General features: G+C 37.3%; 26 protein-coding genes. 23 read left to right on the top strand and 3 right to left on the bottom strand.

The features are described from left to right. Nucleotides 1–83: 83 nt before the first annotated feature. Nucleotides 84–1,037, bottom strand: coding sequence for an ABC transporter substrate-binding protein (locus DVW83_RS05960; protein WP_137239120.1), 954 nt, complete (start codon nucleotides 1,035–1,037; stop codon nucleotides 84–86). 165 nt (nucleotides 1,038–1,202) lie between these two features. On the opposite strand from DVW83_RS05960, the gene DVW83_RS05955 reads away from it, so the two are divergent. The 10 genes from DVW83_RS05955 (at nucleotide 1,203) to DVW83_RS05910 (ending at nucleotide 9,535) form a co-directional block, all read left to right on the top strand. Next, nucleotides 1,203–2,009, top strand: coding sequence for an ABC transporter ATP-binding protein (locus tag DVW83_RS05955; RefSeq protein ID WP_005879479.1), 807 nt, complete (start codon nucleotides 1,203–1,205; stop codon nucleotides 2,007–2,009). Next, the gene (locus tag DVW83_RS05950) at nucleotides 2,006–2,995 is read left to right on the top strand and encodes a FecCD family ABC transporter permease (protein WP_104661070.1); all 990 of its coding nucleotides are present in this window, start codon (nucleotides 2,006–2,008) and stop codon (nucleotides 2,993–2,995) included. The genes DVW83_RS05955 and DVW83_RS05950 overlap by 4 nt, the downstream gene beginning before the upstream one ends. Continuing rightward, nucleotides 2,992–3,993 (top strand): FecCD family ABC transporter permease, encoded by a 1,002-nt coding sequence (locus tag DVW83_RS05945; RefSeq protein WP_104661071.1) that lies wholly within the window; start codon nucleotides 2,992–2,994, stop codon nucleotides 3,991–3,993. The genes DVW83_RS05950 and DVW83_RS05945 overlap by 4 nt, the downstream gene beginning before the upstream one ends. A 313-nt stretch (nucleotides 3,994–4,306) precedes the next feature. Continuing rightward, a complete protein-coding gene (locus tag DVW83_RS05940; protein WP_167592071.1) occupies nucleotides 4,307–4,852 on the top strand; it encodes a 5-formyltetrahydrofolate cyclo-ligase in 546 nt (181 codons plus the stop codon). A gap of 12 nt (nucleotides 4,853–4,864) precedes the next feature. Next, complete coding sequence (locus tag DVW83_RS05935; protein WP_104661073.1) at nucleotides 4,865–5,563, top strand: rhomboid family intramembrane serine protease; 699 nt, start codon at nucleotides 4,865–4,867, stop codon at nucleotides 5,561–5,563. Between the two features lie 20 nt (nucleotides 5,564–5,583). Next, nucleotides 5,584–5,796 (top strand): YqgQ family protein, encoded by a 213-nt coding sequence (locus tag DVW83_RS05930; protein ID WP_005879489.1) that lies wholly within the window; start codon nucleotides 5,584–5,586, stop codon nucleotides 5,794–5,796. Beyond that, on the top strand, nucleotides 5,796–6,758 hold the full coding sequence (locus DVW83_RS05925) for an ROK family glucokinase (protein ID WP_104661075.1): 963 nt from the start codon (nucleotides 5,796–5,798) through the stop codon (nucleotides 6,756–6,758). Before DVW83_RS05930 ends, DVW83_RS05925 begins: the two co-directional genes overlap by 1 nt. A gap of 17 nt (nucleotides 6,759–6,775) precedes the next feature. Next, the gene (locus tag DVW83_RS05920) at nucleotides 6,776–7,171 is read left to right on the top strand and encodes a rhodanese-like domain-containing protein (RefSeq protein WP_104661076.1); all 396 of its coding nucleotides are present in this window, start codon (nucleotides 6,776–6,778) and stop codon (nucleotides 7,169–7,171) included. A 187-nt stretch (nucleotides 7,172–7,358) separates the two neighbouring features. Further along, nucleotides 7,359–7,724, top strand: a complete 366-nt coding sequence (locus DVW83_RS05915; protein WP_104661077.1) for a DUF488 domain-containing protein — start codon at nucleotides 7,359–7,361, stop codon at nucleotides 7,722–7,724. Further along, the gene (locus DVW83_RS05910; protein WP_104661078.1) at nucleotides 7,721–9,535 is read left to right on the top strand and encodes an FAD/NAD(P)-binding protein; all 1,815 of its coding nucleotides are present in this window, start codon (nucleotides 7,721–7,723) and stop codon (nucleotides 9,533–9,535) included. Before DVW83_RS05915 ends, DVW83_RS05910 begins: the two co-directional genes overlap by 4 nt. Before the next feature lie 66 nt (nucleotides 9,536–9,601). Here DVW83_RS05910 and DVW83_RS05905 read toward each other — a convergent pair whose 3' ends face one another. Further along, a complete protein-coding gene (locus DVW83_RS05905; RefSeq protein WP_104661079.1) occupies nucleotides 9,602–9,769 on the bottom strand; it encodes a DUF3042 family protein in 168 nt (55 codons plus the stop codon). A gap of 221 nt (nucleotides 9,770–9,990) precedes the next feature. Here DVW83_RS05905 and galE point away from each other — a divergent pair, with 221 nt between their 5' ends. The 12 genes from galE (at nucleotide 9,991) to DVW83_RS05845 (ending at nucleotide 21,169) form a co-directional block, all read left to right on the top strand. Next, nucleotides 9,991–10,980: a UDP-glucose 4-epimerase GalE gene (gene galE, locus DVW83_RS05900; protein WP_104661080.1), complete on the top strand. Its 990-nt coding sequence runs from the start codon at nucleotides 9,991–9,993 to the stop codon at nucleotides 10,978–10,980. Nucleotides 10,981–10,987: 7 nt separating this feature from the next. Next, on the top strand, nucleotides 10,988–12,472 hold the full coding sequence (gene galT / locus DVW83_RS05895; protein WP_104661081.1) for a UDP-glucose--hexose-1-phosphate uridylyltransferase: 1,485 nt from the start codon (nucleotides 10,988–10,990) through the stop codon (nucleotides 12,470–12,472). A 35-nt stretch (nucleotides 12,473–12,507) separates the two neighbouring features. After that, nucleotides 12,508–13,497, top strand: a complete 990-nt coding sequence (locus DVW83_RS05890; RefSeq protein WP_104661082.1) for a LacI family DNA-binding transcriptional regulator — start codon at nucleotides 12,508–12,510, stop codon at nucleotides 13,495–13,497. A gap of 139 nt (nucleotides 13,498–13,636) precedes the next feature. After that, complete coding sequence (gene tsaB / locus DVW83_RS05885; protein ID WP_104661083.1) at nucleotides 13,637–14,359, top strand: tRNA (adenosine(37)-N6)-threonylcarbamoyltransferase complex dimerization subunit type 1 TsaB; 723 nt, start codon at nucleotides 13,637–13,639, stop codon at nucleotides 14,357–14,359. Next, complete coding sequence (gene rimI, locus DVW83_RS05880; protein WP_104661084.1) at nucleotides 14,343–14,885, top strand: ribosomal protein S18-alanine N-acetyltransferase; 543 nt, start codon at nucleotides 14,343–14,345, stop codon at nucleotides 14,883–14,885. Before tsaB ends, rimI (DVW83_RS05880) begins: the two co-directional genes overlap by 17 nt. A 5-nt stretch (nucleotides 14,886–14,890) precedes the next feature. Then, entirely contained in the window at nucleotides 14,891–15,358 is a 468-nt protein-coding gene (gene rimI / locus DVW83_RS05875; RefSeq protein ID WP_174784259.1) for a ribosomal protein S18-alanine N-acetyltransferase, read from the top strand. Continuing rightward, a complete protein-coding gene (gene tsaD / locus DVW83_RS05870) occupies nucleotides 15,355–16,368 on the top strand; it encodes a tRNA (adenosine(37)-N6)-threonylcarbamoyltransferase complex transferase subunit TsaD (RefSeq protein WP_104661086.1) in 1,014 nt (337 codons plus the stop codon). Before rimI (DVW83_RS05875) ends, tsaD begins: the two co-directional genes overlap by 4 nt. Before the next feature lie 1,020 nt (nucleotides 16,369–17,388). After that, nucleotides 17,389–17,970 (top strand): hypothetical protein, encoded by a 582-nt coding sequence (locus DVW83_RS05865; protein ID WP_137239118.1) that lies wholly within the window; start codon nucleotides 17,389–17,391, stop codon nucleotides 17,968–17,970. A 31-nt stretch (nucleotides 17,971–18,001) separates the two neighbouring features. After that, nucleotides 18,002–18,646 carry a class D sortase gene (locus DVW83_RS05860; protein WP_137239116.1) on the top strand — a complete coding sequence of 215 codons (645 nt, stop codon included), beginning with the start codon at nucleotides 18,002–18,004 and terminating at the stop codon, nucleotides 18,644–18,646. A 178-nt stretch (nucleotides 18,647–18,824) separates the two neighbouring features. Beyond that, nucleotides 18,825–19,676, top strand: coding sequence for a hypothetical protein (locus DVW83_RS05855; protein ID WP_238699374.1), 852 nt, complete (start codon nucleotides 18,825–18,827; stop codon nucleotides 19,674–19,676). A gap of 20 nt (nucleotides 19,677–19,696) precedes the next feature. Further along, nucleotides 19,697–20,470: a YveK family protein gene (locus DVW83_RS05850; RefSeq protein ID WP_224784474.1), complete on the top strand. Its 774-nt coding sequence runs from the start codon at nucleotides 19,697–19,699 to the stop codon at nucleotides 20,468–20,470. A 12-nt stretch (nucleotides 20,471–20,482) separates the two neighbouring features. Continuing rightward, nucleotides 20,483–21,169, top strand: a complete 687-nt coding sequence (locus DVW83_RS05845) for a CpsD/CapB family tyrosine-protein kinase (protein ID WP_238699370.1) — start codon at nucleotides 20,483–20,485, stop codon at nucleotides 21,167–21,169. A gap of 739 nt (nucleotides 21,170–21,908) precedes the next feature. On the opposite strand, the gene DVW83_RS05840 is transcribed toward DVW83_RS05845, so the two are convergent. Next, a complete protein-coding gene (locus tag DVW83_RS05840) occupies nucleotides 21,909–22,610 on the bottom strand; it encodes a Crp/Fnr family transcriptional regulator (protein WP_104661473.1) in 702 nt (233 codons plus the stop codon). A 460-nt stretch (nucleotides 22,611–23,070) separates the two neighbouring features. Between DVW83_RS05840 and arcA the strand changes: the two genes are divergently transcribed. Then, a complete protein-coding gene (gene arcA / locus DVW83_RS05835) occupies nucleotides 23,071–24,300 on the top strand; it encodes an arginine deiminase (RefSeq protein WP_104661472.1) in 1,230 nt (409 codons plus the stop codon). Nucleotides 24,301–24,349: the final 49 nt, after the last annotated feature.

The following is a 24,349-nucleotide window of genomic DNA, read 5'->3' as shown; positions in this document are numbered from 1 at the left end:
TTTTCCTTAAAAGTTCGATTGAATTATCGAATGATACGGAGAAATATTTCATTGGAGACAAGGTTTTTTCATGATAGTGATTCTTAGCTTAATCGCTCTTTGATATCGTCGACCATTTGTTCACTCGCAATAGGACCATTGTATAGCCAACTTGATTCAGGACCAAGCTCTAATACATTGTTTGCTTTGACTGCTTTAAGATTTTTCCAAGTGGCTTCGTTGAACATGGCTGCTTTTTTATCACTGTTGACTAAAATAATATAGTCTGCATCTAATTCTGCTAGTTTTTCAGAAGAAACAGCAGACCAATCAGAAGTGGCTTCTTTAGAAACTTCTGCAACTAGAGGAGGGACTCCAAACTTTAGATCACCGTAGACGATTCGTCCGCTTGAACGATTTTCGCTTACCATGTAAGCAGAATTGTTGGTTACCCATAAGACTGCAGCTGTTTTGCCATTGATCTTATCTGCTAATTCGGTGCGTGTCTCTTTGACTTTTTTCTGATAATCAGAAATGATCTTATCTGCTTGTTCCTTTTTATCAAGGACTTTTCCGATATCTTTCAGTTGTGTTTCCCAAGTGACCTCTGTGCCATTTTCTACGACGTAGGTTGGAGCAATCTTACTATATTGATCGTATTTGCCACCTTCAACTGTAGCAGAAGAGGAGATTAGTAATAGATCAGGTTCAAAACTCAAAACTTTCTCGTAAGGGAGGTCATAGGAAATGGTAGGAACACCTTTAAGCTCGCTTTGTAGATAATCTTGGATTGAGCCACTGCCTACTGTCCATTGTGCTACTGGTTTTTCTCCTAATGCAATCAGATAGTCTTCCAAATAACTACCGATGATTCGTTTCGGTTGGTTGGGTATTGCGACTTTATGACCTAAAGTATCTGTTACAGTATGCGTTGCGTTAGTAGATTCTGTTGTAGAAGTCTCGGCTGTTTTTGTTTTGTCTGTTGACGAACAGGCTCCTAAAAGACCAATTAACAATAAAGTACTAGTGATTGTACATAATTTAGTTTTTGGATTCATTTTTTCCTCCTCCTTTAATTGAGAATCTTTCTCATTTGTTATTATTCATGATAATAGAAGTGGTGTCAACCGTTTTTTGAGAAGTTCTAAGGGCAAAGTAATGCTTGACGAATTTGTGAAGTGCCTTCATAATTGAGAATGATTTTCAATGGAAGGGTGAAAAAAATGACAATACTGGAAGCCGTTGATATTTCGACAGGTTACCTGAATAAGCAGATCAGTGAAAAATTATCTGTTAAGATCCCTGAAGGAAAAATTACCAGTCTAATTGGACCAAATGGTAGTGGTAAATCCACTTTATTAAAAAGTTTTACACGAATTCTTCCCGTTCAAAAAGGAAAGATCATGGTAGCGGGTTCTGATATTGCGACATATGCACCAAAAGAATTAGCGCGAAAGATTTCATTACTGGCGCAAAGTAGTGAGCATCCTTTAGGCATGTCGGTAGAAGAAGTTGTTTCATATGGACGTTATCCTTATCAAAAACTTTTTAGCGGAATGAATGAAAAGGATCTCTCTGCGATTGATTGGGCATTAGAGGTCACTCATTTGTTGGAGTTTCGTGAAAGAGATTTAGCTAGTTTATCGGGTGGACAAGCGCAAAGAGTTTGGATTGCCATGGCATTGGCGCAAGAGACGGATATTTTGATCTTGGATGAACCAACCACGTATTTAGATCCAGCCCATCAATTAGAAATCTTAGAATTGTTAGTAGAAATCAATCGTGCAAAGCATACGACCATTTTGATGTCCATCCATGACATCAATCATGCCTCACGTTTTTCAGACTGTTTGATTGGGATGAAGGATGGAAAATTGGTGGTGCAAGGAACGCCAGCAGAAGTAGTCACAAAAGAATGGATGCGTGAAATCTTTGAAATTGATGCACAGATCGTCCAACTTCCAGAGACGAATAAACCTGTCTTTCTATCTTACGATTTGATGACTAGTCGTAAGGAGGGAGAAAAGTGAAACAGAAAAGAAAAGTTTTTACGCTTGTATTGTTTATAGTAGCCATCTTCATTATTTTTGTGATTTCTTTATCAAATGGTGCAGTGTCCATCGCCTTCTCCAATTTGTGGCGGGCAATTTTTCAGTTTGATGCTAGTGTTCAAACACAACAGATCATACGAACGATTCGGCTCCCTAGAGTCTTAGGTTCTTTTTTGGTGGGAAGCTGCTTTGCACTTAGTGGTGCGTTGATGCAAGGTGTGACTAGGAATAATTTAGCGGACTCAGGATTACTTGGTATCAATTCGGGGGCATCGCTAGCAATGGCAGTCAGTTTTATTTTTTTTCCAAAAACATCAGCATTTGGTGTGTTCTTGATTTCGTTATTAGGCTCGTTCCTAGTTACGTTACTTGTATTTTTCTGTTTGAGTCTTTCTAAGGTGGGGATGGATCCCATTCAACTTATTTTAATTGGTGTGGCAATTAGTTCCTTTTTTACTGCTATTAGTCAAGCATTGACCCAATTGTTTGATCTTCAACAAGATTTGGCTTTTTGGTTTGTCGGAGGAGCTGCAAACATAACTTGGCAGCAACTAAAAGTGATTGCGCCTGTTTATATAGTGGCAGTTGGCTGTTCGTTTGTACTAGGTAAATCTGTTTCTTTAGTAAATCTAAGCGAGACCCACGCTTTGGCTCTTGGAGGACATCCTAAGCGGATTAGGATCGTCGTATTTTTATTAGTAGCTGTTTTAGCAGCCATTGCAGTCTCACTGGTAGGTCCAGTATCATTTATCGGCTTGATGGTGCCTCCAGTGGTTCGAGGCTTAGTTGGTTCGGATTATCGGTATGTCTTACCTGCATCATTCTTATTAGGTGGAGGATTCGTGATGTTTGCGGATTATGTGGCGCGAATGATCAATCCACCCTTTGAAACTCCTTTTGGTCTAGTGGTTGCATTGATTGGTGTTCCGTTCTTATTGTTTCAAGTTAGGAGGGAACATGCATGAAAAAGATCCAATATGCTATCTTTTTATTGTTTTTTTTACTTGTCATTACTTCACTAGCTAGTCTGATGATTGGCACTCCATTTATTTCTCTAGATCAGATTTTCGACTTGATGGTAGGAAAAGGGCAAGCTCTCCATTCTTTGGTAGTGTCTGAATTTCGGTTGCCTCGCTTATTGATTAGTCTTGTTGCGGGTTTGAGCCTTGGGGTGTCCGGTTATTTACTACAAGGAGTGACTAGAAATGAGTTAGCGGACTCTAGTTTATTAGGAATAAATGCGGGTGCGGGATTTTTTGTGATGCTGTATCTAGGATTCTATGCAAATGACTCTTCCCCGTTTTTATTGTTATTGGTAGCTTTTTTGGGAGGCGCTTTTGCGGCGTTCTTAGTATATGCCGTTGCCCATAAGCGGAATGGACTGCTTGGCATGAACCGCATTTTACTGGCAGGTATCGCTGTGAATGCAGGGTTATCTGCTTTGATGTTATTGTGTACGATCAAGTTGTCAAAAGAAAGCTATGGATTTGTTAATTCTTGGCTAGCGGGTTCGATTTGGGGAGCAAGTTGGCCATATGTATGGGGATTGATCCCTTGGGTAGCTGTTATACTCATTCTTACGGTATTTTTCAGTGGTCGGATCGGACTATTATCCTTAGGGCAAGAAAGAGCACGTAGCCTAGGCTTGAATGTAACAAGAAGTCAGCAGATCCTTTTATTACTTGCTGTCGCTTTAGCTTGTGGAAGTGTTGCTGTCGCTGGTAGTCTTTCTTTTGTCGGTTTACTTGCACCCCATGGAGCAAAACTAATCGTGCGACGAGAAAATCAATGGTCATTTCTTTTAAGTGGATTATTTGGCGCACTTTTTGTCAATAGTGCCGATAGTATTGCTCGAATCATTCTACCAAGCGGAGAAATCCCTACTGGAATCTTGATTGCCGTCATTGGCGCACCTTATTTCTTGTATTTACTATTTTCCAAACAAAAACAGATTCTAAGTTGATCTAGCTTTAAGAAGAGTCTAGTACAAAAATGTTTAATTCCGAGGACTAAGAAAAGATTTGTTAAATTACTTTTCAAATTTTATGGATTTTGGCTTATTTCTCGGAGTTAAACACTTCTGTCCCAGCCTCTTTTTTGAAATTTCCGAAAAAACTGACTTTTGGACGCCGTTTATTCGAGAGTCTGTAGTAAACCTGATTTTTAGATTTGTCCCACATTCTCTTCTTTTTAAAGAAACTGCATTTATTTGAAAAGTTAAATTGCTATTTTGAGCATTTTCCGCTACCATTTTAACAAGAGGAAGGGTGACTTTTTTGGAACGTACAAAAGAAGACCTGCGGAAATTTGGTATACAACAACTGCAAAGGATAGCCGAGAGTGGCGAGAAAGAAGCGAAAGAACGAAAGCTCTATCAAAAATTGTATGAAAGCAGCAAGTGGCAAAGGGCAAGAACCATTGGGCTAACAATAGCGAATGGCTTTGAAATTTCAACCCAACCGCTTATTGAATCAGCTCAAAGTGCAGGGAAAAGCATCGTTGTTCCGAAAACACTACCTAAACGTCAAATGGCCTTTTATCAGGTTGATCAAGAGACAACATTTGAAAAATCAAGTTTTGGTGTGTTTGAACCAATTTCTGATCGGTATTATTTGCCCGATGAAATTGACTTGCTGATTGTCCCGGGGATCATTTTTCATGAATGTGGGTATCGCATCGGTTTTGGTGGAGGATATTATGATCGATATTTGCAAAATTACCCCAATGCTACGTGCAGCCTTGTTTTCCATGAACTTATCAATAACGAATGGCTCCCTGAAAGTTTTGACAAAAAAATCCAACAACTATTTACGGATGTTTAAAAGGAGGATTTCATGAATTATCAACAACAGATAAAATTAAAGGCTTGGTTAAGAAGGCCGATCATCACTTACTTTTTCTTGGCAATCCAGACAATCGTATTTTTAGCGATGGAATTCATCCCATCAAATAATATTGCTACATCTATGGGAATGTATGGACCATTCGTCGTTTATATGAATGAATGGTGGCGATTCATCACACCTATCTTTATCCATTTTGGTCTGATGCATTTTGCCATGAATTCATTGATTCTCTATTTTATGGGTGAACAAATTGAAACGCTCTATGGGCATTGGCGCTTTTTTATAATCTATCTATTCAGCGGAATCATGGGGAATGCAGCTAGCTTTGCGTTCAATCAAGCCGGCGTCCTTTCTGGTGGGGCAAGTACCTCATTATTTGGATTGTTTGGCGCATTATTCATATTAGGTTTTCATTTCAAAAATGATTATCAGGTAAGACAATTGATTCGTCATTATATGCTGTTTATTGCTATGAGCTTTGTTTTTGGTCTCATGGATACATCGGTGGATATCTGGGGACACATGGGAGGAATCATTGGTGGTTTGCTTTTAGGGAATTGTTTAGGTTTACCCAAAAAAATGACCGATTATTCGATCCATCAGCGAATACTCTCACTTCTCGTTTTTGGATTTCTTTTAATAATATGTGTTTTATTGGGTTTAAAAAAATATGGATTACTTGTATAATATGAAGGAAGTGCTTAGAGATGGAGAGCTTGTATGATGTGCAACAACTGTTCAAAAGGTTTGGCATCTTTGTCTATGTGGGGTCACGTATCTATGATATTGAGTTGATGACGATCGAATTGAGGAATCTTTATGATAATCGGTTGATCGATCATGATACATACATGACAGCGTGGCATATACTGAAAAGAGAGCACCGAGTAGAAGAAAGCCGAAAGAAAGGAAACTTGTAATGGACAAAAAAATTATTGGGATTGATTTAGGTGGGACAACAGCAAAATTTGCAATTTTAACACCGGAAGGAGAAATTCAACAAAAGTGGAGTATCGATACCAATATTTTGGATGATGGCACGCACATCATTCCTGAGATTGTTGAATCAATCAATCATCGTTTGAATTTATACAACATGAAAGCTGAAAATTTTATTGGGATTGGTATGGGGACACCTGGTAGTGTCGACAGCGATGCTGGGACAGTCATTGGTGCCTACAATTTAAACTGGACTGAACTTCAATACGTAAGAAAGCAAATTGAAGAAGGTACAGGAATCAAATTTGCAATCGACAATGATGCCAATGTAGCAGCTTTAGGCGAACGATGGAAAGGCGCTGGGGAAAATGACCCAGACGTTATCTTCGTTACGCTAGGAACCGGTGTGGGCGGTGGTATCATAGCTTCTGGAAACTTGATCCATGGCGTTGCTGGTGCTGGGGGCGAAATTGGCCATATCACAGTTGATCCAGAAGGTTTTGAGTGTACTTGCGGTAAACGTGGCTGTCTTGAAACGGTCTCAAGCGCAACTGGTGTGGTTCGTTTAGCACGCTTCTTAGCCGAAGAATACGCTGGTGACTCAACACTTAAAAAGATGCTTGATGATGGTGAAGAAGTGACAAGTAAAGATATCTTTGAATTAGCAGAGGGCAATGATCCTTTTGGTTTGATAGTTGTAGACCGCGTATGCTTCTACTTAGGCTTGGCTTGCGGCAATCTAGGGAATACAATGAACCCTTCAAGCATCGTTCTAGGTGGGGGCGTTTCAGCTGCAGGTGAATTTTTACGCAGCCGTGTCGAAAAATATTTCAATCAATTCACATTCCCACAAGTAAGAGAATCAACAAAAATCAAATTAGCGGAATTAGGAAATGAAGCCGGTGTGATTGGTGCTGCTTCATTAGCCTTGAAGTTTGCTTAACAAAGTGGAGGAATTACATGGTTTTATGGGTTATTAACATCGTATTGCTACTAATTATTCTTGCAATCGTATTTTGGGAAGTCTATTTGCGAGTAATGGCAAAACGTTCTTCGAAAACGCTGGAAGAAGAAGAATTTCGAGAAAATATGCGAAAAGCACAAGTCATTGATGTTCGTGAAAAAGATGTTTTTGATGCGGGACACATCCTAGGCGCAAGAAACATTCCTTATACAGTTTTGAAAGATTCACTAGGATCGATTCGTAAAGACCAACCAGTGTACATTTATGATCAAAAGAAAAGTTTAAGCATACGTACAGCAAATAAACTAAGAAAAGCTGGCTACAAAGATATCTATATCTTAAAAGGTGGATATGATGGTTGGTCAGGTAAAGTAAAAAGTAAAAAAGTGTAACATTTCTTCAATACTTGAAGAAATCAGTAAAGATCCTTTCAAAAAGTCTGAGTATCTGAAAATATTTTTTATATTTTCAAGATTCTTAGACTTTTTCTTTATGATCAGTTTTTGTAGGTTTGGACAAAATCGACTATTATTTGAATCATTTATGCTATGATCGAAATAGAAGAGGAATGTGGAATCAATGATTAAATTAAAGAGAATTTATCAAGAAAGAGAAGAAAATGATGGGGTTCGGGTTTTAGTTGATCGCATATGGCCTCGAGGAATATCGAAAGAAAAAGCACACCTTGATTTGTGGCTCAAAGAAGTTGCACCGAGTACAGAATTAAGAAAGTTTTTTGGACATGATCCAAAGCATTTTGCAGAATTTTCTAAACGATATAGTGAGGAATTGACAAAAGAGGAAGAAAAACGGACAGCAATTACCCAGTTAAAGTTGCTTCTTGAAACTTATCCGGTAGTGACGCTAGTCTATGGCGCAAAGGATGAAAAACAAAATCAAGCGGTCGTATTGAAAGAATATCTCGAGAGGAGTGTCGATGGATGAAAATTGGCATTGTAGGCGGTGGACCAAGAGGATTGAGCATGGCTGAACGATTGTTGCGCAATGGGGCAAATGAGCAAGCGCTTGAACTTATTCTATTTGATCCAGTAGGACCGGGCGGAAGAGTCTGGCGACTTGATCAACCTTCTGAGTTACTAATGAATTCTGTATCTCAACAAGTGACACTTTTTACTGATGAAACGTTATCAAGCGGAGGGGTTATTTCACCTGGTCCCAATCTTTATCAATGGAGTAAGACAAACGCAGTTGACTTCATTGAACAGCAAAATATACCAATGAAAGCTGAGTTTATCAAGGAATCAAGGGAGTTAAAAAAGGATGAACAATGTTCCCGCTGCTTTTACGGACTTTATCAGCACTGGTTTTATACACAATTAAATGAAGCATACCCCGAAAATCTGAATTTGGTCAAAGGGATAGTTACTGAAATCCAAAAAAAAGAGCAGCAGTATCAACTGGAGACGGACAAACAAGTATTTATGGTAGATCAATTGGTTTTGGCTACAGGTCATTGGGAAAATGAACTAACTGGGGAAGAGAAGAAGCTTTATGATCACGCAACGAAAGAGAACTTATTCTATCAGCCCCCTGCAAATCCGGCAGACGTTCCTGTTCAATCGATCTCATCAAAAGAAAATGTCATTTTGAAAGGATTAGGATTAAGTTTTTTCGACTATGTAGGGCTGTTCACAATTGGCCGTGGCGGTTATTTTGAAGATAAAGGGGAAAAATTGATTTATCATCCTTCCGGATTGGAACCAGTTGTCTATTGCGGTTCGAGAAAAGGACTTCCTTATTTTCCTCGGGGAAAGAACCAAAAACAGGGAGGTGCTATGGCTTTACCAAGATTGATCACAAGAGAAAATCTGTCAAAGCTGTATCATTCGAAGAAATTGACAGGAACTTTATTTTTTGAATTATTGAAAAAGGATACAGAATTGTTTTATTACAAAAAAATCATTGAAGAATATCAGCTAGAGATTTCAAGTGCCGTATTTGAGCAAGACTTTCTTTCTGATAAAGAAAAGCTGTGGCAACAAAAGTACCCTGAGTTAATGTCTTATCACTGGTCGTGGGATTTCTTTGCTGCCCCATTGAGTTCTAGTCAAGATTTTATACCAGCAAGCAGACAGTTTATTGCATATCAGATCAATGAAGCTTTAAAGGGAAACTGTACAGGTGCGATTGCGTCGACATTCGATGCATTGAAAGATTGGCGTGATCCGATACGGCAAGCGATCGAATGGGAAATTTTTACAGTAAAGGAATATGAAGAATTGTTATGGGGTTGGTTCACTCGTCTGAATGCGTTTCTTACGATTGGCCCACCAGCAATTCGAACAAGAGAACTAGCTGCTCTGATTGATGCCGGGATTTTTCATTTGGTCGAGCCCCCTATTGATATCCGTATGTCAGAAGGTTGTTTTTCTGTAGATTATAAAGGTGTGACGGTCAAAAGTAGGTTTTTGATTGAAGCACGTGTACCTAAAAATGACCTTCTTTACACAGAAAACCCAGCTTTAAAGAGTCTAATAAATAATCAGCTTATTCGTTCATATACTTATCAAGACCAGAAAAAACAATACCATACAAATGCAGTTGATATCATTCGAGGAATAAACCAAGTTGTGAACCAAAAAGGAAAGGTAGAGGAAACGGTTTATTGTATCGGTATCCCAGTTGAAGGCGTAGATTGGTTGACGGCTGCCGTTTCAAGACCTTACACTGATCCTTGGAATTTAAGACAAATCGACCGAATCGCACAACATATGTTGCAGAGTAAAAGGATATAGAAAAAAGACCTAAAAGTACGACTCTTTTAAGAAAGGGTGTCTCTTAGGTCTTTTCTTAAAGCAAAATTAGTGGGAAACACGTTTACGCATTGCTTTTTTTCGATTTTCTTCGATCATTGCTTCCTTCTCATCGATTGGATCAATGACTGTTTTTTTGACTGAAGCGACTAAGCCAGCAACTGCAGCAGCTGTTGCCAGACTACCTACTAAAATACCTGATACAAATTTTTTCATCTCAAACACCTCGTTTATTAGTTGTTACCTCTATTATGGAACAAAATGGAAAAAAAGACCAGTCTGAGGTCTAAAATTTGAAAACCTTTGCAATTGATGGTTGAAAAAATTACTAAATGTTTTATTATAAATTTACTAAATAAAAAGAAAGCATTTTACAAACACTTGAGACTTTTCATGCGTTCAAAAAAATGTTTGAAGAAGAAAAAAGGAGTGGGCATATGTCAATTTTAGTTTTAGGTGGTGCAGGTTATATTGGTTCCCATGCTGTGGATCAATTAATCAATAAAGGCTATGAAGTAATCGTGGTGGATAATTTATTGACTGGTCACAAAGCTGCGGTCCATCCAGATGCACGTTTTTATGAAGGTGATATTCGAGACAAAACTTTTTTGAAATCTGTTTTTGAAAAAGAAACGATTGAAGGAGTTCTTCATTTTGCTGCTAGTTCATTAGTAGGTGAGTCAGTCGAAAAACCGTTAAAATATTTCAACAATAATGTCTATGGTATGCAAGTGTTATTGGAAGTCATGCATGAATTTGATGTCAAAAATATCGTATTCTCTTCGACTGCTGCAACCTATGGCGAGCCAAAAGAATTCCCGATTACAGAAAGTACCCCAACGAATCCTAAAAATCCTTATGGTGAAAGCAAACTGATGATGGAAAAAATGATGAAGTGGTGCGATAATGCCTATGGAATGCGGTATGTTGCTTTACGCTACTTCAATGTGGCTGGTGCTAAATCGGATGCCTCTATAGGAGAAGATCATACACCAGAAACACATTTAGTTCCAATCATCTTGCAAGTAGCGTTAGGCCAACGTGAATCATTAGCTATTTATGGGGATGACTATGATACACCAGATGGGACATGCGTCAGAGATTATGTACAAGTAGAAGACCTGATTGCCGCACATATCTTAGCATTAGAATATCTAAAAGCCGGTAACGAAAGCAATTTCTTCAATCTAGGAAGTAATCAAGGCTATTCAGTGCAAGAGATGCTTGAAGCAGCTCGAGAAGTGACAGGAAAAGAAATTCCAGCGAAGATTGCCCCTCGACGAGCAGGCGACCCAAGTCGATTAGTCGCTTCAAGTGCAAAAGCACAAGCGATTTTAGGTTGGAAGCCGAAATTTACAGACGTGAAAGAAATTATTAAAACTGCTTGGGAATGGCATGTCAGCCATCCTAATGGTTACAAGGAGTAGAGAAAAGATGACAATCAGTCAAACGATTTGCGATTTTACTACGTTAGCGATCGAAGCGGGTGGATGGATGGAGATGGACCGGCTCTATCTGCAAAATAAGATCAACGGTATGATCGGTGAAGAGGCAATGGATGTATACCAAGTGCGTTCCGTCAATGAGGACTCAGTGGATTTATTGGATCGTTTAGTCGAGCAAGCACAAAAAAATAGGATAGTTTCTGACTTAACAGCGGAAAAAGAAATTTTCGAAGCACAACTGATGGACTTTTTGACTCCTCCACCTTCTGTAGTCAATGCATTTTTTGCACAACATTATGCCAACGATCCTGAAGAGGCAACGAACTATTTCTTTGATTTGAGCAAGCGAAATGACTACATCAAGACCCGAGCTATCGCAAAAAATATCCAATATACCTACCCATCAGATTATGGTGAGCTGGAAATCACGATCAATTTATCGAAACCGGAGAAAGATCCCAAGCAAATTGCAGCGGAAAGACAAGCTACGAAAGTTGATTACCCTAAATGTATGCTGTGTATGGAAAACGAAGGATACAAGGGGCGCTTGAATTATCCAGCGCGGACGAATCATAGGATCATTCGTATGAACTTGGATGGCGAAAGCTGGGGATTTCAATACTCACCTTATGCTTACTACAATGAGCATTCGATCATTCTTTCAGAAGAACATCGGCCAATGAGAATCACGAAGGAGGCTTTCGCTCGTTTACTGAAAATTACGGAAGTCTTGCCACACTATTTTGTTGGTTCAAACGCTGATTTACCGATCGTAGGGGGATCGATCTTATCTCATGATCACTATCAAGCAGGACGTCATGAATTTCCAATGGCAAAAGCGCCAATAGAAAAATTAATCAAATTATCTGATTATCCGCAAGTAATTGCTGGAATCGTCAAGTGGCCGATGTCTGTGATCCGTTTACAAGCGACAGATCGACATGTATTAGTCGAAGCGGCTACAAGCGTGCTGAGAAAATGGAAGAACTATTCTGATCCAACAGTAGAAGTCAATGCATTTTCTCCGGATGGAACACCACACCATACGATTACACCGATAGCTAGAAAACGGGATGACTATTATGAACTTGATTTAGTGTTACGTGATAATAATACGTCAGAAGAACATCCAGAAGGGATCTTCCATCCACATCAGGATATCCAACACATCAAGAAAGAAAACATTGGCTTAATCGAAGTCATGGGGCTAGCAATTTTACCGCCACGCTTAAAACCAGAATTAGCAGAGGTTAAAAATTATCTATTAGGAAAAGACCATCATATTGCGGATTATCATGTGGAGTGGGCAGATCAGCTTAAAGCTGAACACCCAGAATTGACTGAAAAATCAGTGGACAATATCGTCTTTGAAGCTGTAGGAAAAGTTTTTGCACGTGTATTAGAAGATGCGGGTGTTTTCAAACGTGATGAAGAAGGACGAGCTGCTTTTGAACGCTTTACTGCAGGGTTATAAGAAAATGGATGGAAAACGAAGAGGAGGGAGAGACAGTGGCAACAATTAAAGATATTGCTCGGTTGGCAGGTGTTTCTCCTGCTACCGTTTCGAGAGTTCTTAACTATGATAGCGAGCTGTCAGTTGCTTTAGAGACAAAGAAAAAAATTTTTGAGGTTGCAGAAAGTTTGAATTATACGAAGCATCTCAGAAATGGTTCTGCAATCAAACAAACTGTGCGTCTGATCCAATGGTACAATGATCAGGAAGAATTAGAAGATTTGTATTATCTTGCGATCCGTCTGGGGATTGAGAAGAAAGCGGAAGAGTTGAATATTGCGCTACTAAAAGAAACGTGGGATTCAGTAAGTGAGAAGCCAGCAGATGGAACAATTGCTTTAGGTAAGTTCGATACGCATCAATTAGTGGAATTGAAAAAATCACAAGCGAACCTTCTCTTAGTTGATTCAGATGGGACCAATTATGGTATCAATTCTTTGATCGTTGATTTCTCTTCAAGTATCAAAAAGATCATTGATTATTTCAAAAATCAAGGAGCAAGGGAGATCACGATGCTTGCTGGCAAAGAGTATACAAAAAAGAGCCGCCAAAGAGTCAGTGATCCGAGGAGCAGTGCATTCAAACAGCTTGTCGCTGCAGAGGGAATACAGGGAACAATTATCGAAGCAGATTTTTCCGTAGAATCCGGGTACCAAGTGATGAAGGAATATTTAGAAAATCATCAGAAAGTTCCAACTGCGCTGTTTGCGGCAAATGATGCATTAGCGATCGGTGCATTAAAAGCTATTACGGAAAAAAATTATAGAGTTCCACAAGATATTTCGCTGATCGGTTTTAATGATGTCAGTGTAGCAAAATATGTTTCTCCGCCACTTTCAACGGTGAAGGTCTATACAGAATGGATGGGAGAGCTTGCGGTTGAAACATTGGTTCAAGGGATGAATGAAAAATCTCCTGTTTCAAGAAAGATAATTGTCGGAACGGATCTCATCTTGCGAGGCTCGACGAACCCAATCAGTAAGTAATAGAATAAGTATAAATAAGAAAAAAGTTGTGTATTTGTTACAACTTTTTTTCTTTTTTTGCTGAAATTCTTTTTTCTTTTCTTTGCTAGAAGTATGCTACAATATAAAACGACAGTAGTAAGTAGAAAGGAATAAATAAATGATTACATTAGGAATAGATACAGCCAATCAAACTTTAGCAGTTGGAGTGATCGATGATAATCACATTTTGGGTCAAGTACAAATCAATGTAAAAAAGAATCATAGTATCAGCTTGATGCCAACTATTGATCAATTGTTTTCAGCAATCCAATTGACACCCGATGCAGTTGATCGGATCGTTGTTTCGGTAGGACCTGGCTCCTACACAGGATTGCGGATCGGTGTGACTACAGCTAAGACATTAGCATATACATTAAAGAAAGAATTAGTCGGCGTATCAAGTTTGAAGGCTATTGCAACAAATTGTATCGGAATTGAAGGGCTTATCGTGCCTATTTTCGACGCAAGAAGAAAAAATGTCTATAGTGCAATCTATCGTCAAAAGAATGGGGATCTTGAAACAGTGTTAGCAGATACACATATCTCGTTAGCAGAGCTGCTTGACCACTTAAAAGGATCGAGTGAATCTATTTTGTTTGTCGGGGAAGACTGCCAAAAGTTCTCTGCAGAGATTGCAGAAAACTTACCAGAAGCAACAATCAATCGACTTGCGGAATGGAACATACCTAATGGAGCGACTATAGCTAAAATGGGTGCCGCTGATGATCCAGTTGAAGATATCCAAAACTTTTTACCGCGCTACTTAAAGAAAGTGGAAGCAGAAGAAAAATGGTTAGAGACTCATAGTCCTGGAGAAGAAAGTTATGTTGAAAAAATTTAAAGCATATGCCAGAAGTTTGTTCTACGAAAAAAAAAATTTCTCAACGAAAACTGTAGAAATAAAAGGACAAGCCTATCAGTTCAAAGAATTGAATCCGAATGATGTGAAAGATTTATTAACAGTTGAACGTGCTGTATATGATGGAGAGCTACCTTGGACAAAAAGTGCATTTTTATCAGAAATGAAATCGCCTTTTTTAAATCTATATCTGGGAGTGTTTCAGGGAAACAAACTTTTAGGATTTATTGGTGCAAGAATCTTTGGGTTTGATTGCCATATCACGAATATTGCTGTTATCCCAACTTATCAACGAAAAAATCTTGGAACGAAACTGATTGACGAAATAGAAGATTTTGCTATAATGAATCGCTGTGAGACTCTTTCTTTAGAAGTCAGGATCAGTAATCAGGATGCGCAAAGACTCTATCGGAAATTAGGGTTCCAATCACGTAAAGTAAGAAAAGGCTACTATACTCAAACGAACGAAGACGCTTTAGACATGGTAAAATTTTTAGAAAATGAGTGAAACTAGTGATTTATAAAAAAAATAAGTTTAAACCAGAAGAGTTGGCGGAATGTTTGTGGACCCTTTGCGAAGAAGCTTATGAATATGGGTCGCCTTGGACGAAGAGTCAGTTTTTAGCAGATATTCTTCAGCCGCATACTGATTATTGTATATTAGTCGAACATTCGACAATTCAAGGGTTTCTAAGTTATTCTAGCGTAATGGATGAAACGGAAATCACAAATATCGCAGTGGCAAAAGCGATGCAACATAGAGGTTGTGCGCGAACTCTGTTAAGATTTTTATTGGCTGAAGAGAAAAAAGCGGGTACGTATACAGTCTTTTTAGAAGTACGACTATCCAATACACCCGCCCGTAAACTTTATGAATCAGAAAAGTTTCGGATGTTAGGTAAACGAAAATCTTATTACCACAATCCAGTAGAAGATGCGATTATTATGAGTACAAAGTTAAAAACGGAGACGATAAAATGAATGAAGAATTGATTCTCGCAGTTGAATCAAGTTGTGATGAAACGAGCGTAGCAATCGTAAGGAACGGAAACGAGATCTTATCGAATATTGTTGCCTCACAAATAAACAGCCATAAGCGGTTTGGCGGTGTCGTACCTGAAGTTGCAAGCCGTCATCATGTAGAACAGATCACTTTATGTATTGAAGAAGCAATGACAGAAGCGCAAGTCACAGTTGAAGAATTAAGTGCTGTAGCAGTTACGTATGGGCCAGGGCTAGTCGGTTCATTATTGATTGGGATTTCTGCTGCTAAGGCATTTGCTTGGGCAAATCGTTTGCCGTTGATCCCTGTCAACCATATGGCAGGTCATATCTATGCTGCTCGGTTCGAAAAACCGTTTAAATTTCCATTACTTGCGTTGCTTGTCAGTGGTGGACATACAGAACTAGTTTACATGCAAGAAGATGGCGATTATGAAATTATTGGAGAAACGAGAGACGATGCAGTTGGTGAAGCGTATGATAAAGTAGGTCGTGTCTTAGGCTTGAGTTATCCAAGCGGCAAGGAAATCGATCAACTAGCCCACCGAGGTCAAGATACGTATAACTTTCCACGAGCAATGATCCATGAAAATAACTATGATTTCAGTTTTAGTGGGTTAAAAAGCGCATTTATCAATCTTGTGCACAATGCAGAACAACGTGGTGAAAAACTTGATAAAAATGATTTAGCTGCCAGTTTTCAGGCAAGTGTGATCGACGTTTTGATAAACAAAACGATTCGAGCCTGTCAAGAGTACCCTGTGAAGCAACTAATCGTTGCTGGAGGAGTAGCCGCTAATCAGGGATTACGAGAAACGCTTGAGCAAACGCTGACTGAAACCTTACCAGAGATAGAATTATGTATCCCACCATTAAGACTTTGTGGGGATAATGCAGCAATGATCGGGGCAGCCGCACATGTCGAATTACAAAAGAAACATTTTGCAGACTATCGCTTGAATGCAGACCCTAGTTTGATATTGAATTAGAATATATCAGTCAAGGCTTTGCTGTTCAAAAAATGGATGTTAACTAAAAAGAGGTCGAGACAAAAGTCGTTTCGGTTTGCGAAATTGGAGAAAAGAGGCTGGGACAGAAGTGTTTAACTCTAAGAAATAAGAAGAAATTCACGAAAATTGCTTTTTAAATTTTTGTGAATTTCGGCTTATTTTATTATGTTTTTTTTTTTTTTTCACCTTTTTTTTTTTTTTAAATTATGTTAAATAATGTGTTTTTTATTTTTTTCCAATTTTTTTTTTTTTTTTTTGAAATTTTCGAAAAAACTGACTTTTGGACACTGTTTATTCGAGAGTCTGTAGCAAAACTGATTTTTAGATTTGTCCCACATACTTTTTTATGTTCTACCTCATTCAACGAACTTGATTTCTATAAGGGTTTTAGTGATGGTTGATCCGCCACGTTTTTTAGGATATTTACAACCAACGTGCTCATGATCTAGTTCTCTTTGAGAGGGGCAAGGAAATAGTTAGTCAAAATATTTTTTATCACGATGGAATAAAGTGAGCTTAGCATTCATATAAATAATTAGTTTTTTAGAAAAAATGAAGAAGTAATAAAATCAAAAAATGGGAATAAAAATTTCTTGATATGGGAATTTTTGTTCGAAGAATTTCTGATATTTACGTACATAAAATATAAATAACAGATAAACTAAGGGAAAGATAAGTTTTAGTTTTTATGAGATCCTTTCGCTTTTTTATAGTAAGTAATTCGATTATTTTTTCGTTTTTAAGGTAAGTGTTGTTATTTTTTATAATGCTTGATAATATTTGTGTTGTGATTTATTAAAAATAGTTGGAATTCATTTTCTATTTTTATTTTTTGTATGTATAGCTATTTTATTGCATTTGTTATTTTTGAATTCGTTATTTATCCAATTGTCTTAAAGAAAGGTATGTGCTAATATAAAATTGTAGAGATGCTTATATGTGTTATTTTTATTTCGAGGATATAAGCCTTTCAAATTAAAAAAAGGAGGTCCAATAAAAATGAAAAACGTTGGAAAGTATGTATTAGTAGTATTACTGAGTTTCTTTTTTACGAGTTCTGTAGATGCTGCTGGGGCTATTTCGGTAAAAGAGCAATTGATTTTGGATGAATTAACTCAGAAACTTGAAGTCCAAGGAAATGAATTTCAAGTTCCAGAAACATACATCACACAAACAGAAAATTATTTAAAGCAAAATGATTTAGCGGAATCGCAAACACTGGTTGTGATCAATAGTATTCGGCAAGCAAAATCGTTGATCAAAAGTTTAGATACCGACTTGTCTAATGTTCATTCTTTGGATGAATTAATTAAGCGCATTCCGAGAGATTCTGTTGTAGAACTTCAGCGACTCATCACAGAATCAGCAGACGTGTTGGGTTTGGTTGTTCTAAGTTGGAATGAGGGACATGTCGAATTAGGCACTCAAAATCCAAATGGTACGACTTCAGCTGTTTTTAGTTCGGAACAGCCAATCAAACAAACGGGAGCAGTACATATATCTAGTTTTCTGGCAATTGGCTTATTGCTATTGACCGCAACAGGAGCGTTCATAATCGGTAAGAAAGTGAAGCTTGCATAGAAAACAAAAAAAATTAAAAAGGATTGGGGGGATGATAGTGATCCCAATCCTTTTCTTATTGTGTGGCTATTCTCTTGTATATATCGTAGGGCGACCTGTCATCCATTTTACTTCGTCTTCGTTACAACTATTTCTTCTGTCTGAGCTTCCAAAATTTGAAAAAAATGAGCAGACATTGCCTGAATTAGACAGGAAAACGATTGAAACCAATGAACAAACAATTTTTTCCAGTCAAATTGTTTATCCTCGAGCTGGTTATCGATATGGAAGAGTAGTAGCAGACTCGGTAAGTCTGGATGTGCCTTTGTATTACGGAGATTCAGCTGAAATACTACGTCAAGGTGCTGGACAATATATGGGGTCGGTCTATCCAGGCGAATTGGGGACTACTCTAGTAGCAGGACATAATGCAGATGAATTTGGTAAATTGATCGCAATAAAAAAAAGTGATGTGATCCAAATAAAAGCAAGTTATGGCGATTATAGTTATCAGATTTATAAAATAGCTGTGCTAGATAAAAATGCTGAAGAAATCAAATTATTATTGACACAAAAAGAGCAACCTAAATTGATCCTTTATACTTGCTATCCCATCGATAGTATTGGGTTGACAGATCAACGACTATTCGTTTTTGCTGATCTGGTTCAAGGCCCATTGATTCAAGAACATCAATGATTATCTGAGCAAAAATATCCCAATTTTAGGTATGCTTTTTCTCAAGTTAGATTAGAGCGTAAGGAGGAGTCGCCGAAGTTAATTATTACATAGTTCATCTAACCGTTTTGGAAATTGTATTTCGTTATTCAGAACATTTAGAATAAAAGTGGATAATTTATTTTTGGAAAAATAGAAAATGAGCAAAAAAAAATGGCGAAAATTAGCAAAAATGATCGTAGCGTTTGTCTGCTCTCTTAGTGTGTATTTTGCGTGCACTTTGACAATTATTAGACTGACATTATGTAATCAACTATTTATGGAAAATACTATTTTATCATCAAGTTATGTCGAAATAGTGACAGATGAGATTAATCATACGATAAGTGATCTTGGAAGAGGAAGCAATGTCCCAGAAAACGTATTGAGTAGTGTAGTAACAGAAAAACAGGTCGAAGAGAACATCATGAGCTATATTCATAGTTTGTATTCAGATTCAGTTTTTCAAATAAAAGGATCAAGCGTAGTGCAACAAAAAGTGAAAGAAAGAATTGTGGATTATGCAAAAAATAAGAATTATCCACTTGATGAACCAGTCCAATTAACGATAGAGACACTACAAACATCAGCTGTAACTGCTGTACAACAAGCAATTGAAATGCGTTCGCTCAATATATATGGGAAGAAATTGCTTGCTTATAAAAAAATAATCGATTTACTCATTGTGTTTTCTTTGACGGTATCTTTCAGTTTGTTTGCGTCCATCATTTCTCTGAATAGACGTTTTTGGCATCGAGTATTACGTTATTTAGCATACGTTCTTTGTAGTTCAAGTTTAATGTTAGTGACACTTCCACTTATTTTATATGTAAACCAAATCGTTGAAAGAATAGGAATTTCTTCAAAAACGCTTTATATTTTTCTTACGACATATGGGAATCATTTTATTTTAATATTCATCAAATGGGGAGGAGTTATATTTTTCATTAGTATCATTTGCTTTTGGGGGAGTGAATATACCAGACGAAACACAATAACCAGCAAAAATTAAGTAGAAAAGGTGGCGAAAGAATGGAAGAAATGGTCAGCTTGGGAGAAATGTTCATCTTATTAAAAAAGCGATTATTGTTAATCATCCTGACTACAGTAGTAGGATTGGCAGGGGCATTGGCAGTCACTCACTTTTTTATTACACCTAAATTCAGCGCATCAACTGAATTGATCGTTCAATCAAAAAATAATAGTACGGTTGTGAATCTTCAATCAGATGTACATGCGAATATACTGTTGATCAATACATATAAAGATATGATTTTGGGAGATATCGTCCTCAATGCAGTAAATGAAAAATTATTATCTGGGAGGACTTATCAGGTGACAAAAAATGAACTGTCAAAGATGATAAATATCATCCAGTCAGCGGATTCCCAGATGTTTCAAATAAAGGTAACGACTGATGACCCGGAAAAATCAGCTGCTATTTCCAATATTCTTGCAACGATCTTCAAAGAAAAAGTAACGGAAGTCTTGGATGTGAGCAGAGTGACAGTCACCTCACATGCTCAAAGTAATGCGACACCGGTTTCGCCTAATAAAAAATTAAACATGGTTATTGGAAGTTTGTTTGGTCTAGCGTTAGGGATAGGAATTGTTTTTTTACTGGAAATTCTTGATAAAACAGTCAAAGATGAGCGTTTTATTACAGAAGAACTTGCACTTCCTATTTTGGGTACAGTCAACGAAATGAATAATAAAGAACTGGATAAAGGACGAACTGTTCAGGTAACAAATAGAATAATAGAGAATAAAGAAAAAGAGAGTCGAATACAACGAAATCGAGTATAAGGAGCGTTTTGAATGAAAAAGAAAAACATGATTATGCCTGTTTCACTGATCAGTGTAGCAGATCAAACGGCTACGATTCCTGAGCAATATCAAACGATACGCTCCAATATCCAATTTACTTCAATTGATCAAGAGTTGAAAACGCTGGTAGTTACTTCATCAGGACCAGGCGAAGGAAAGTCGACAACCTCAGCAAATCTAGCGGTAGTTTTTGCGAATAGTGGAAAGAAAGTATTGCTAGTGGATGCGGATTTAAGAAAGCCTAGTGTTGCTTTAACATTTCATTTGCCAAATATTAATGGATTAACTAATTTATTAGGCTCCAAAGAAAAGAATATTCAGGAATGTGTAGTTGAAACGATGATCGACAATTTATGGGTGATGACAAGTGGACCTAAACCTCCAAATCCTTCAGAACTGTTGGATTCTAACCGCATGATGGATATCATTGTGGAGCTAAAAAAGCAATATGACCTGATTATTTTTGATATGCCACCTGTTGCCTCAGTAACTGATGCTCAAATATTATCAGCTAAAACAGATGGAGTAGTGCTAGTCGTTCGTGAGCGAAAAACGATCAAAAAAGATCTACTGAAAGCAAAAAAACTTTTAGCCATTGCAAAAGCCAATATATTAGGTATCGTTTATAACGGTGTGAAAAAAAGCAGTGAGTACAATTATTACTATTATTATCGATGAACGGAGGATAAAATGGTCGATTTACAGAATTTCTGAAAGAGAAAGCCCAAGGTTTTAATCGTGAAATGATAGTGAAGTAGATATGAAGGTTCTCTAATACATAGATTAGTTTCTGTATGATCTTCGAACGATAGGCATCATTCCCATTATTGTAAACTCTGAGTGGAATCGATCAATCCAAGAAAATCCAAATTACCTACTTTCTTATCTGAATATGGGATGTTTAGCACAATTAAGGCTTTTAGCTTAGTAGGAATCTATAGTAAAAAAGTACAATAGTTAAGTGAAAAATTAATTGCACATTATTTGGTCCAGATGGTTGCTTCAAACCTAAGGAAGATTGGTTTATTTTTTTCTTCTGTGATCATGATGGTGGGAACAAGAATAGTATCTACTCACATGCCACCAACATTACTTACAAACCTTTTCCAAGTCAGTATGGGATTTTTGATCTATTTCAGTTTGACTGCAGAAAGTAATGTGAACCCAGTAATCGATTATTTCTTCAAAAAATGAAGTAGTCGATATATTGAATGGTTGAGATAAAAAATGGATATGGGATAAATCTAAAAATCAGTTTTGCTACAGACCCTCGAATAAACAGCGTCCAAAAGTCAGGTTTTTCGGAAATTTCAAAAAAGAGGCTGGGACAAAAGTGTTTCTTACTTTTGTCCCACGTTCGTTTTTTTCTCCAGTTTCTCAAACCTAAACGATTTTTGTCTCGACCTCATTTTTATAGTTATTCTCTTAATGCCGGCGTGACCGCCGCTTTGCAAAAAGTAAATCGTTTCTTTTCATAATCCAGTAATCCTGAATCCTTTAATTGCTTGATTACTTGTCCCGCCGTTTCTCTTGTCGTACCACTATTTACAGCTAATTCTTTTAATGTAATAGGGTAAGGAATATGGATATGCTCATCTTCTGTAGGAACACCTAGCTCTTCTTTTAAAACAAATAAGTTTTGTTTCACTCTGTCGAACGCGCTAGAAGTTAACCCGATTTGAATCCGAAGTTCATGCATCTCAACAACTTTAGATAATTTATGGATCATATAAATCAGATATTTTGAATTTTTTTTAGCAATTTTTTCGTAAAAAGAAACTGGAAAAGAGAATGTCTCGATGTCAGTCATTGCTTGTGCTGTGTAGGTGTAAGTGCTTTCTTCAAAAATTCCAGACATAGGAAAGAGGTTGTTTGCAGCAACATAGTCATAATAATAATACGTGGCGCTTTCATCATAGCGTTCTAAACGAACCAGACCTTCTGTAAGAATATAGAGGCGTTGGCGTTCGTCTCCTTCATCAAAGAGGATTTGTCCCTTTTTATAAGAACGAAGGATTGCATGTTCTTTTATCTGCTCAAATTCATCATCAGTAAAGTTTTCAAAATCAGGTTGATACCGTAGTTTTGAAAAGTGAAAATCAATTCTATTTACCCGCATAAAATTTCCGCTCCTTACTTTCAACTATTAATATTGTGGCTTTTTTTTCGAAAAAAGTAAAGTTATTACTTTGGATAAAAATTTCTGTTTTTTTTCTTAAAAAAAAATTTTTTTGTTATTATGTAAAAATTATACATTCGATTTGAATAATGTCGTTTTTCACCTGTTTATTCTGTATAAAAAACAACAATAGCTAATAAAGTAATCGCTAACATGATTGAAAAAGAAGTATTTTTTAGCTTATTCAAAAAATATTTTTTTATGAATAAATATTTTTTTGATAGTGATTTCAGTATAAATAAAGAGAGAAAAGTTGATAAAAAATGTAAAAACGTTTAATTATTTAATTATCCTTTAATAATGTGAAAAAACTCTCATTTTAGATGAGATGAAATTATGAAAGAGATTACAAAAGGACTGTATTCTAAGTATGTAATCAAAACGAAGGAGGCAACACAACATGGAAAAACCTATTCACGTTTTCTCTGAGATAGGAAAGTTAAAGACAGTTTTATTGAAACGACCTGGACAAGAAGTGGAAAATTTAACACCAGACATCATGGACCGTTTGTTGTTCGATGATATTCCCTATCTACCAATCGCACAAGAAGAACATGATAATTTTGCAAAAACATTGCAGAATGAAGGCGTCGAAACTTTGTATCTGGAAAAATTAGCAGCAGAAGCAATCGATGCCGGTAATGTGAAAGAGCAATTCTTGAACAAAATGCTAGATGAATCACACATTGCATCAGCTGCTGTAAGAGACGGTCTTCATGAGTTCCTTCTATCAATGGAAACACAAGAAATGGTAGATAAAATCATGGCTGGGGTACGTACAAAAGATATCGAAGTACGTTCAAATAGTTTATACGACTTATCAGCAGATGACGATTATCCGTTTTATATGGATCCAATGCCAAACCTTTACTTCACTCGCGACCCTTCCGCATCAATGGGAAATGGGATGACTGTCAACAAAATGACATTTGAAGCTCGCCGACGCGAATCGATGTTTACAGAATATATTTTGAATCATCATCCTCGCTTCGCTAACAAAGGGGTAGAAGTTTGGTTAGATCGTGAAAACCCAGATCATATCGAAGGCGGCGATGAATTGATCCTAAGCGATAAAGTAGTCGCAGTCGGGATTTCTCAACGTACCAGTGCCAAAGCGCTAGAAAAATTAGCACGTCACTTATTCGAAAAAAATTCAGGATTTGAAAAAGTATTGGCTATCAAGATTCCAAATAACCGCGCAATGATGCATTTGGATACGGTATTTACAATGGTTGATCACGATAAATTCACGATTCATCCAGCGATCCAAAGCAAAGAAGGAAAAATCGATGTCTTTACGATTGAGCCTGCAGGTGATGACATTAAAATCAGTCATTCAGATGACCTTCATGCGACAATGAAAGAAGCGTTAGGTTTAGACGATCTAGTCTTGATCCCAACAGGAAATGGCGATGCCATCGTTGCTCCTCGTGAACAATGGAATGATGGCTCAAATACGTTAGCAATCGCTCCTGGAGTTGTGGTGACTTACAACCGTAACTATGTTTCTAACGAATTGTTACGCAGCTATGGTATCAAAGTATTGGAAATCAATTCAAGTGAATTGTCACGTGGCCGTGGCGGTCCTCGCTGCATGAGCCAACCATTAGTACGTGAAGATTTGAAATAGTTTGTTTCCCGGTGACAGTCTAACTGTCAGCTGTCGCTGGGTTTCCTCT

This window comes from Enterococcus sp. VV15 (assembly GCF_005236045.1).
In the GTDB taxonomy this organism is placed as follows: domain Bacteria; phylum Bacillota; class Bacilli; order Lactobacillales; family Enterococcaceae; genus Enterococcus_B; species Enterococcus_B durans.
Note: the sequence above shows the minus strand (reverse complement) of the source record. Positions and strands in the feature narration are given on the sequence as shown.

Excerpts from the sequence above, each read along its gene's own strand:
- DVW83_RS05920 (WP_104661076.1), top strand. The coding sequence starts at position 6,776 with ATGGTTTTATGGGTTATTAACATCGTATTGCTACTAATTATTCTTGCA.
- DVW83_RS05855 (WP_238699374.1), top strand. The coding sequence starts at position 18,825 with ATGAGCAAAAAAAAATGGCGAAAATTAGCAAAAATGATCGTAGCGTTT.
- DVW83_RS05925 (WP_104661075.1), top strand. The coding sequence starts at position 5,796 with ATGGACAAAAAAATTATTGGGATTGATTTAGGTGGGACAACAGCAAAA.
- rimI (WP_104661084.1), top strand. The coding sequence starts at position 14,343 with ATGTTGAAAAAATTTAAAGCATATGCCAGAAGTTTGTTCTACGAAAAA.
- tsaD (WP_104661086.1), top strand. The coding sequence starts at position 15,355 with ATGAATGAAGAATTGATTCTCGCAGTTGAATCAAGTTGTGATGAAACG.
- DVW83_RS05960 (WP_137239120.1), bottom strand. The coding sequence starts at position 1,037 with ATGAATCCAAAAACTAAATTATGTACAATCACTAGTACTTTATTGTTA.
- DVW83_RS05915 (WP_104661077.1), top strand. The coding sequence starts at position 7,359 with ATGATTAAATTAAAGAGAATTTATCAAGAAAGAGAAGAAAATGATGGG.
- DVW83_RS05845 (WP_238699370.1), top strand. The coding sequence starts at position 20,483 with ATGAAAAAGAAAAACATGATTATGCCTGTTTCACTGATCAGTGTAGCA.
- DVW83_RS05850 (WP_224784474.1), top strand. The coding sequence starts at position 19,697 with ATGGAAGAAATGGTCAGCTTGGGAGAAATGTTCATCTTATTAAAAAAG.
- DVW83_RS05865 (WP_137239118.1), top strand. The coding sequence starts at position 17,389 with ATGAAAAACGTTGGAAAGTATGTATTAGTAGTATTACTGAGTTTCTTT.
- tsaB (WP_104661083.1), top strand. The coding sequence starts at position 13,637 with ATGATTACATTAGGAATAGATACAGCCAATCAAACTTTAGCAGTTGGA.
- DVW83_RS05945 (WP_104661071.1), top strand. The coding sequence starts at position 2,992 with ATGAAAAAGATCCAATATGCTATCTTTTTATTGTTTTTTTTACTTGTC.
- DVW83_RS05905 (WP_104661079.1), bottom strand. The coding sequence starts at position 9,769 with ATGAAAAAATTTGTATCAGGTATTTTAGTAGGTAGTCTGGCAACAGCT.
- DVW83_RS05935 (WP_104661073.1), top strand. The coding sequence starts at position 4,865 with ATGAATTATCAACAACAGATAAAATTAAAGGCTTGGTTAAGAAGGCCG.
- galE (WP_104661080.1), top strand. The coding sequence starts at position 9,991 with ATGTCAATTTTAGTTTTAGGTGGTGCAGGTTATATTGGTTCCCATGCT.
- DVW83_RS05955 (WP_005879479.1), top strand. The coding sequence starts at position 1,203 with ATGACAATACTGGAAGCCGTTGATATTTCGACAGGTTACCTGAATAAG.
- galT (WP_104661081.1), top strand. The coding sequence starts at position 10,988 with ATGACAATCAGTCAAACGATTTGCGATTTTACTACGTTAGCGATCGAA.
- DVW83_RS05840 (WP_104661473.1), bottom strand. The coding sequence starts at position 22,610 with ATGCGGGTAAATAGAATTGATTTTCACTTTTCAAAACTACGGTATCAA.
- arcA (WP_104661472.1), top strand. The coding sequence starts at position 23,071 with ATGGAAAAACCTATTCACGTTTTCTCTGAGATAGGAAAGTTAAAGACA.
- DVW83_RS05910 (WP_104661078.1), top strand. The coding sequence starts at position 7,721 with ATGAAAATTGGCATTGTAGGCGGTGGACCAAGAGGATTGAGCATGGCT.
- DVW83_RS05860 (WP_137239116.1), top strand. The coding sequence starts at position 18,002 with ATGATAGTGATCCCAATCCTTTTCTTATTGTGTGGCTATTCTCTTGTA.
- DVW83_RS05930 (WP_005879489.1), top strand. The coding sequence starts at position 5,584 with ATGGAGAGCTTGTATGATGTGCAACAACTGTTCAAAAGGTTTGGCATC.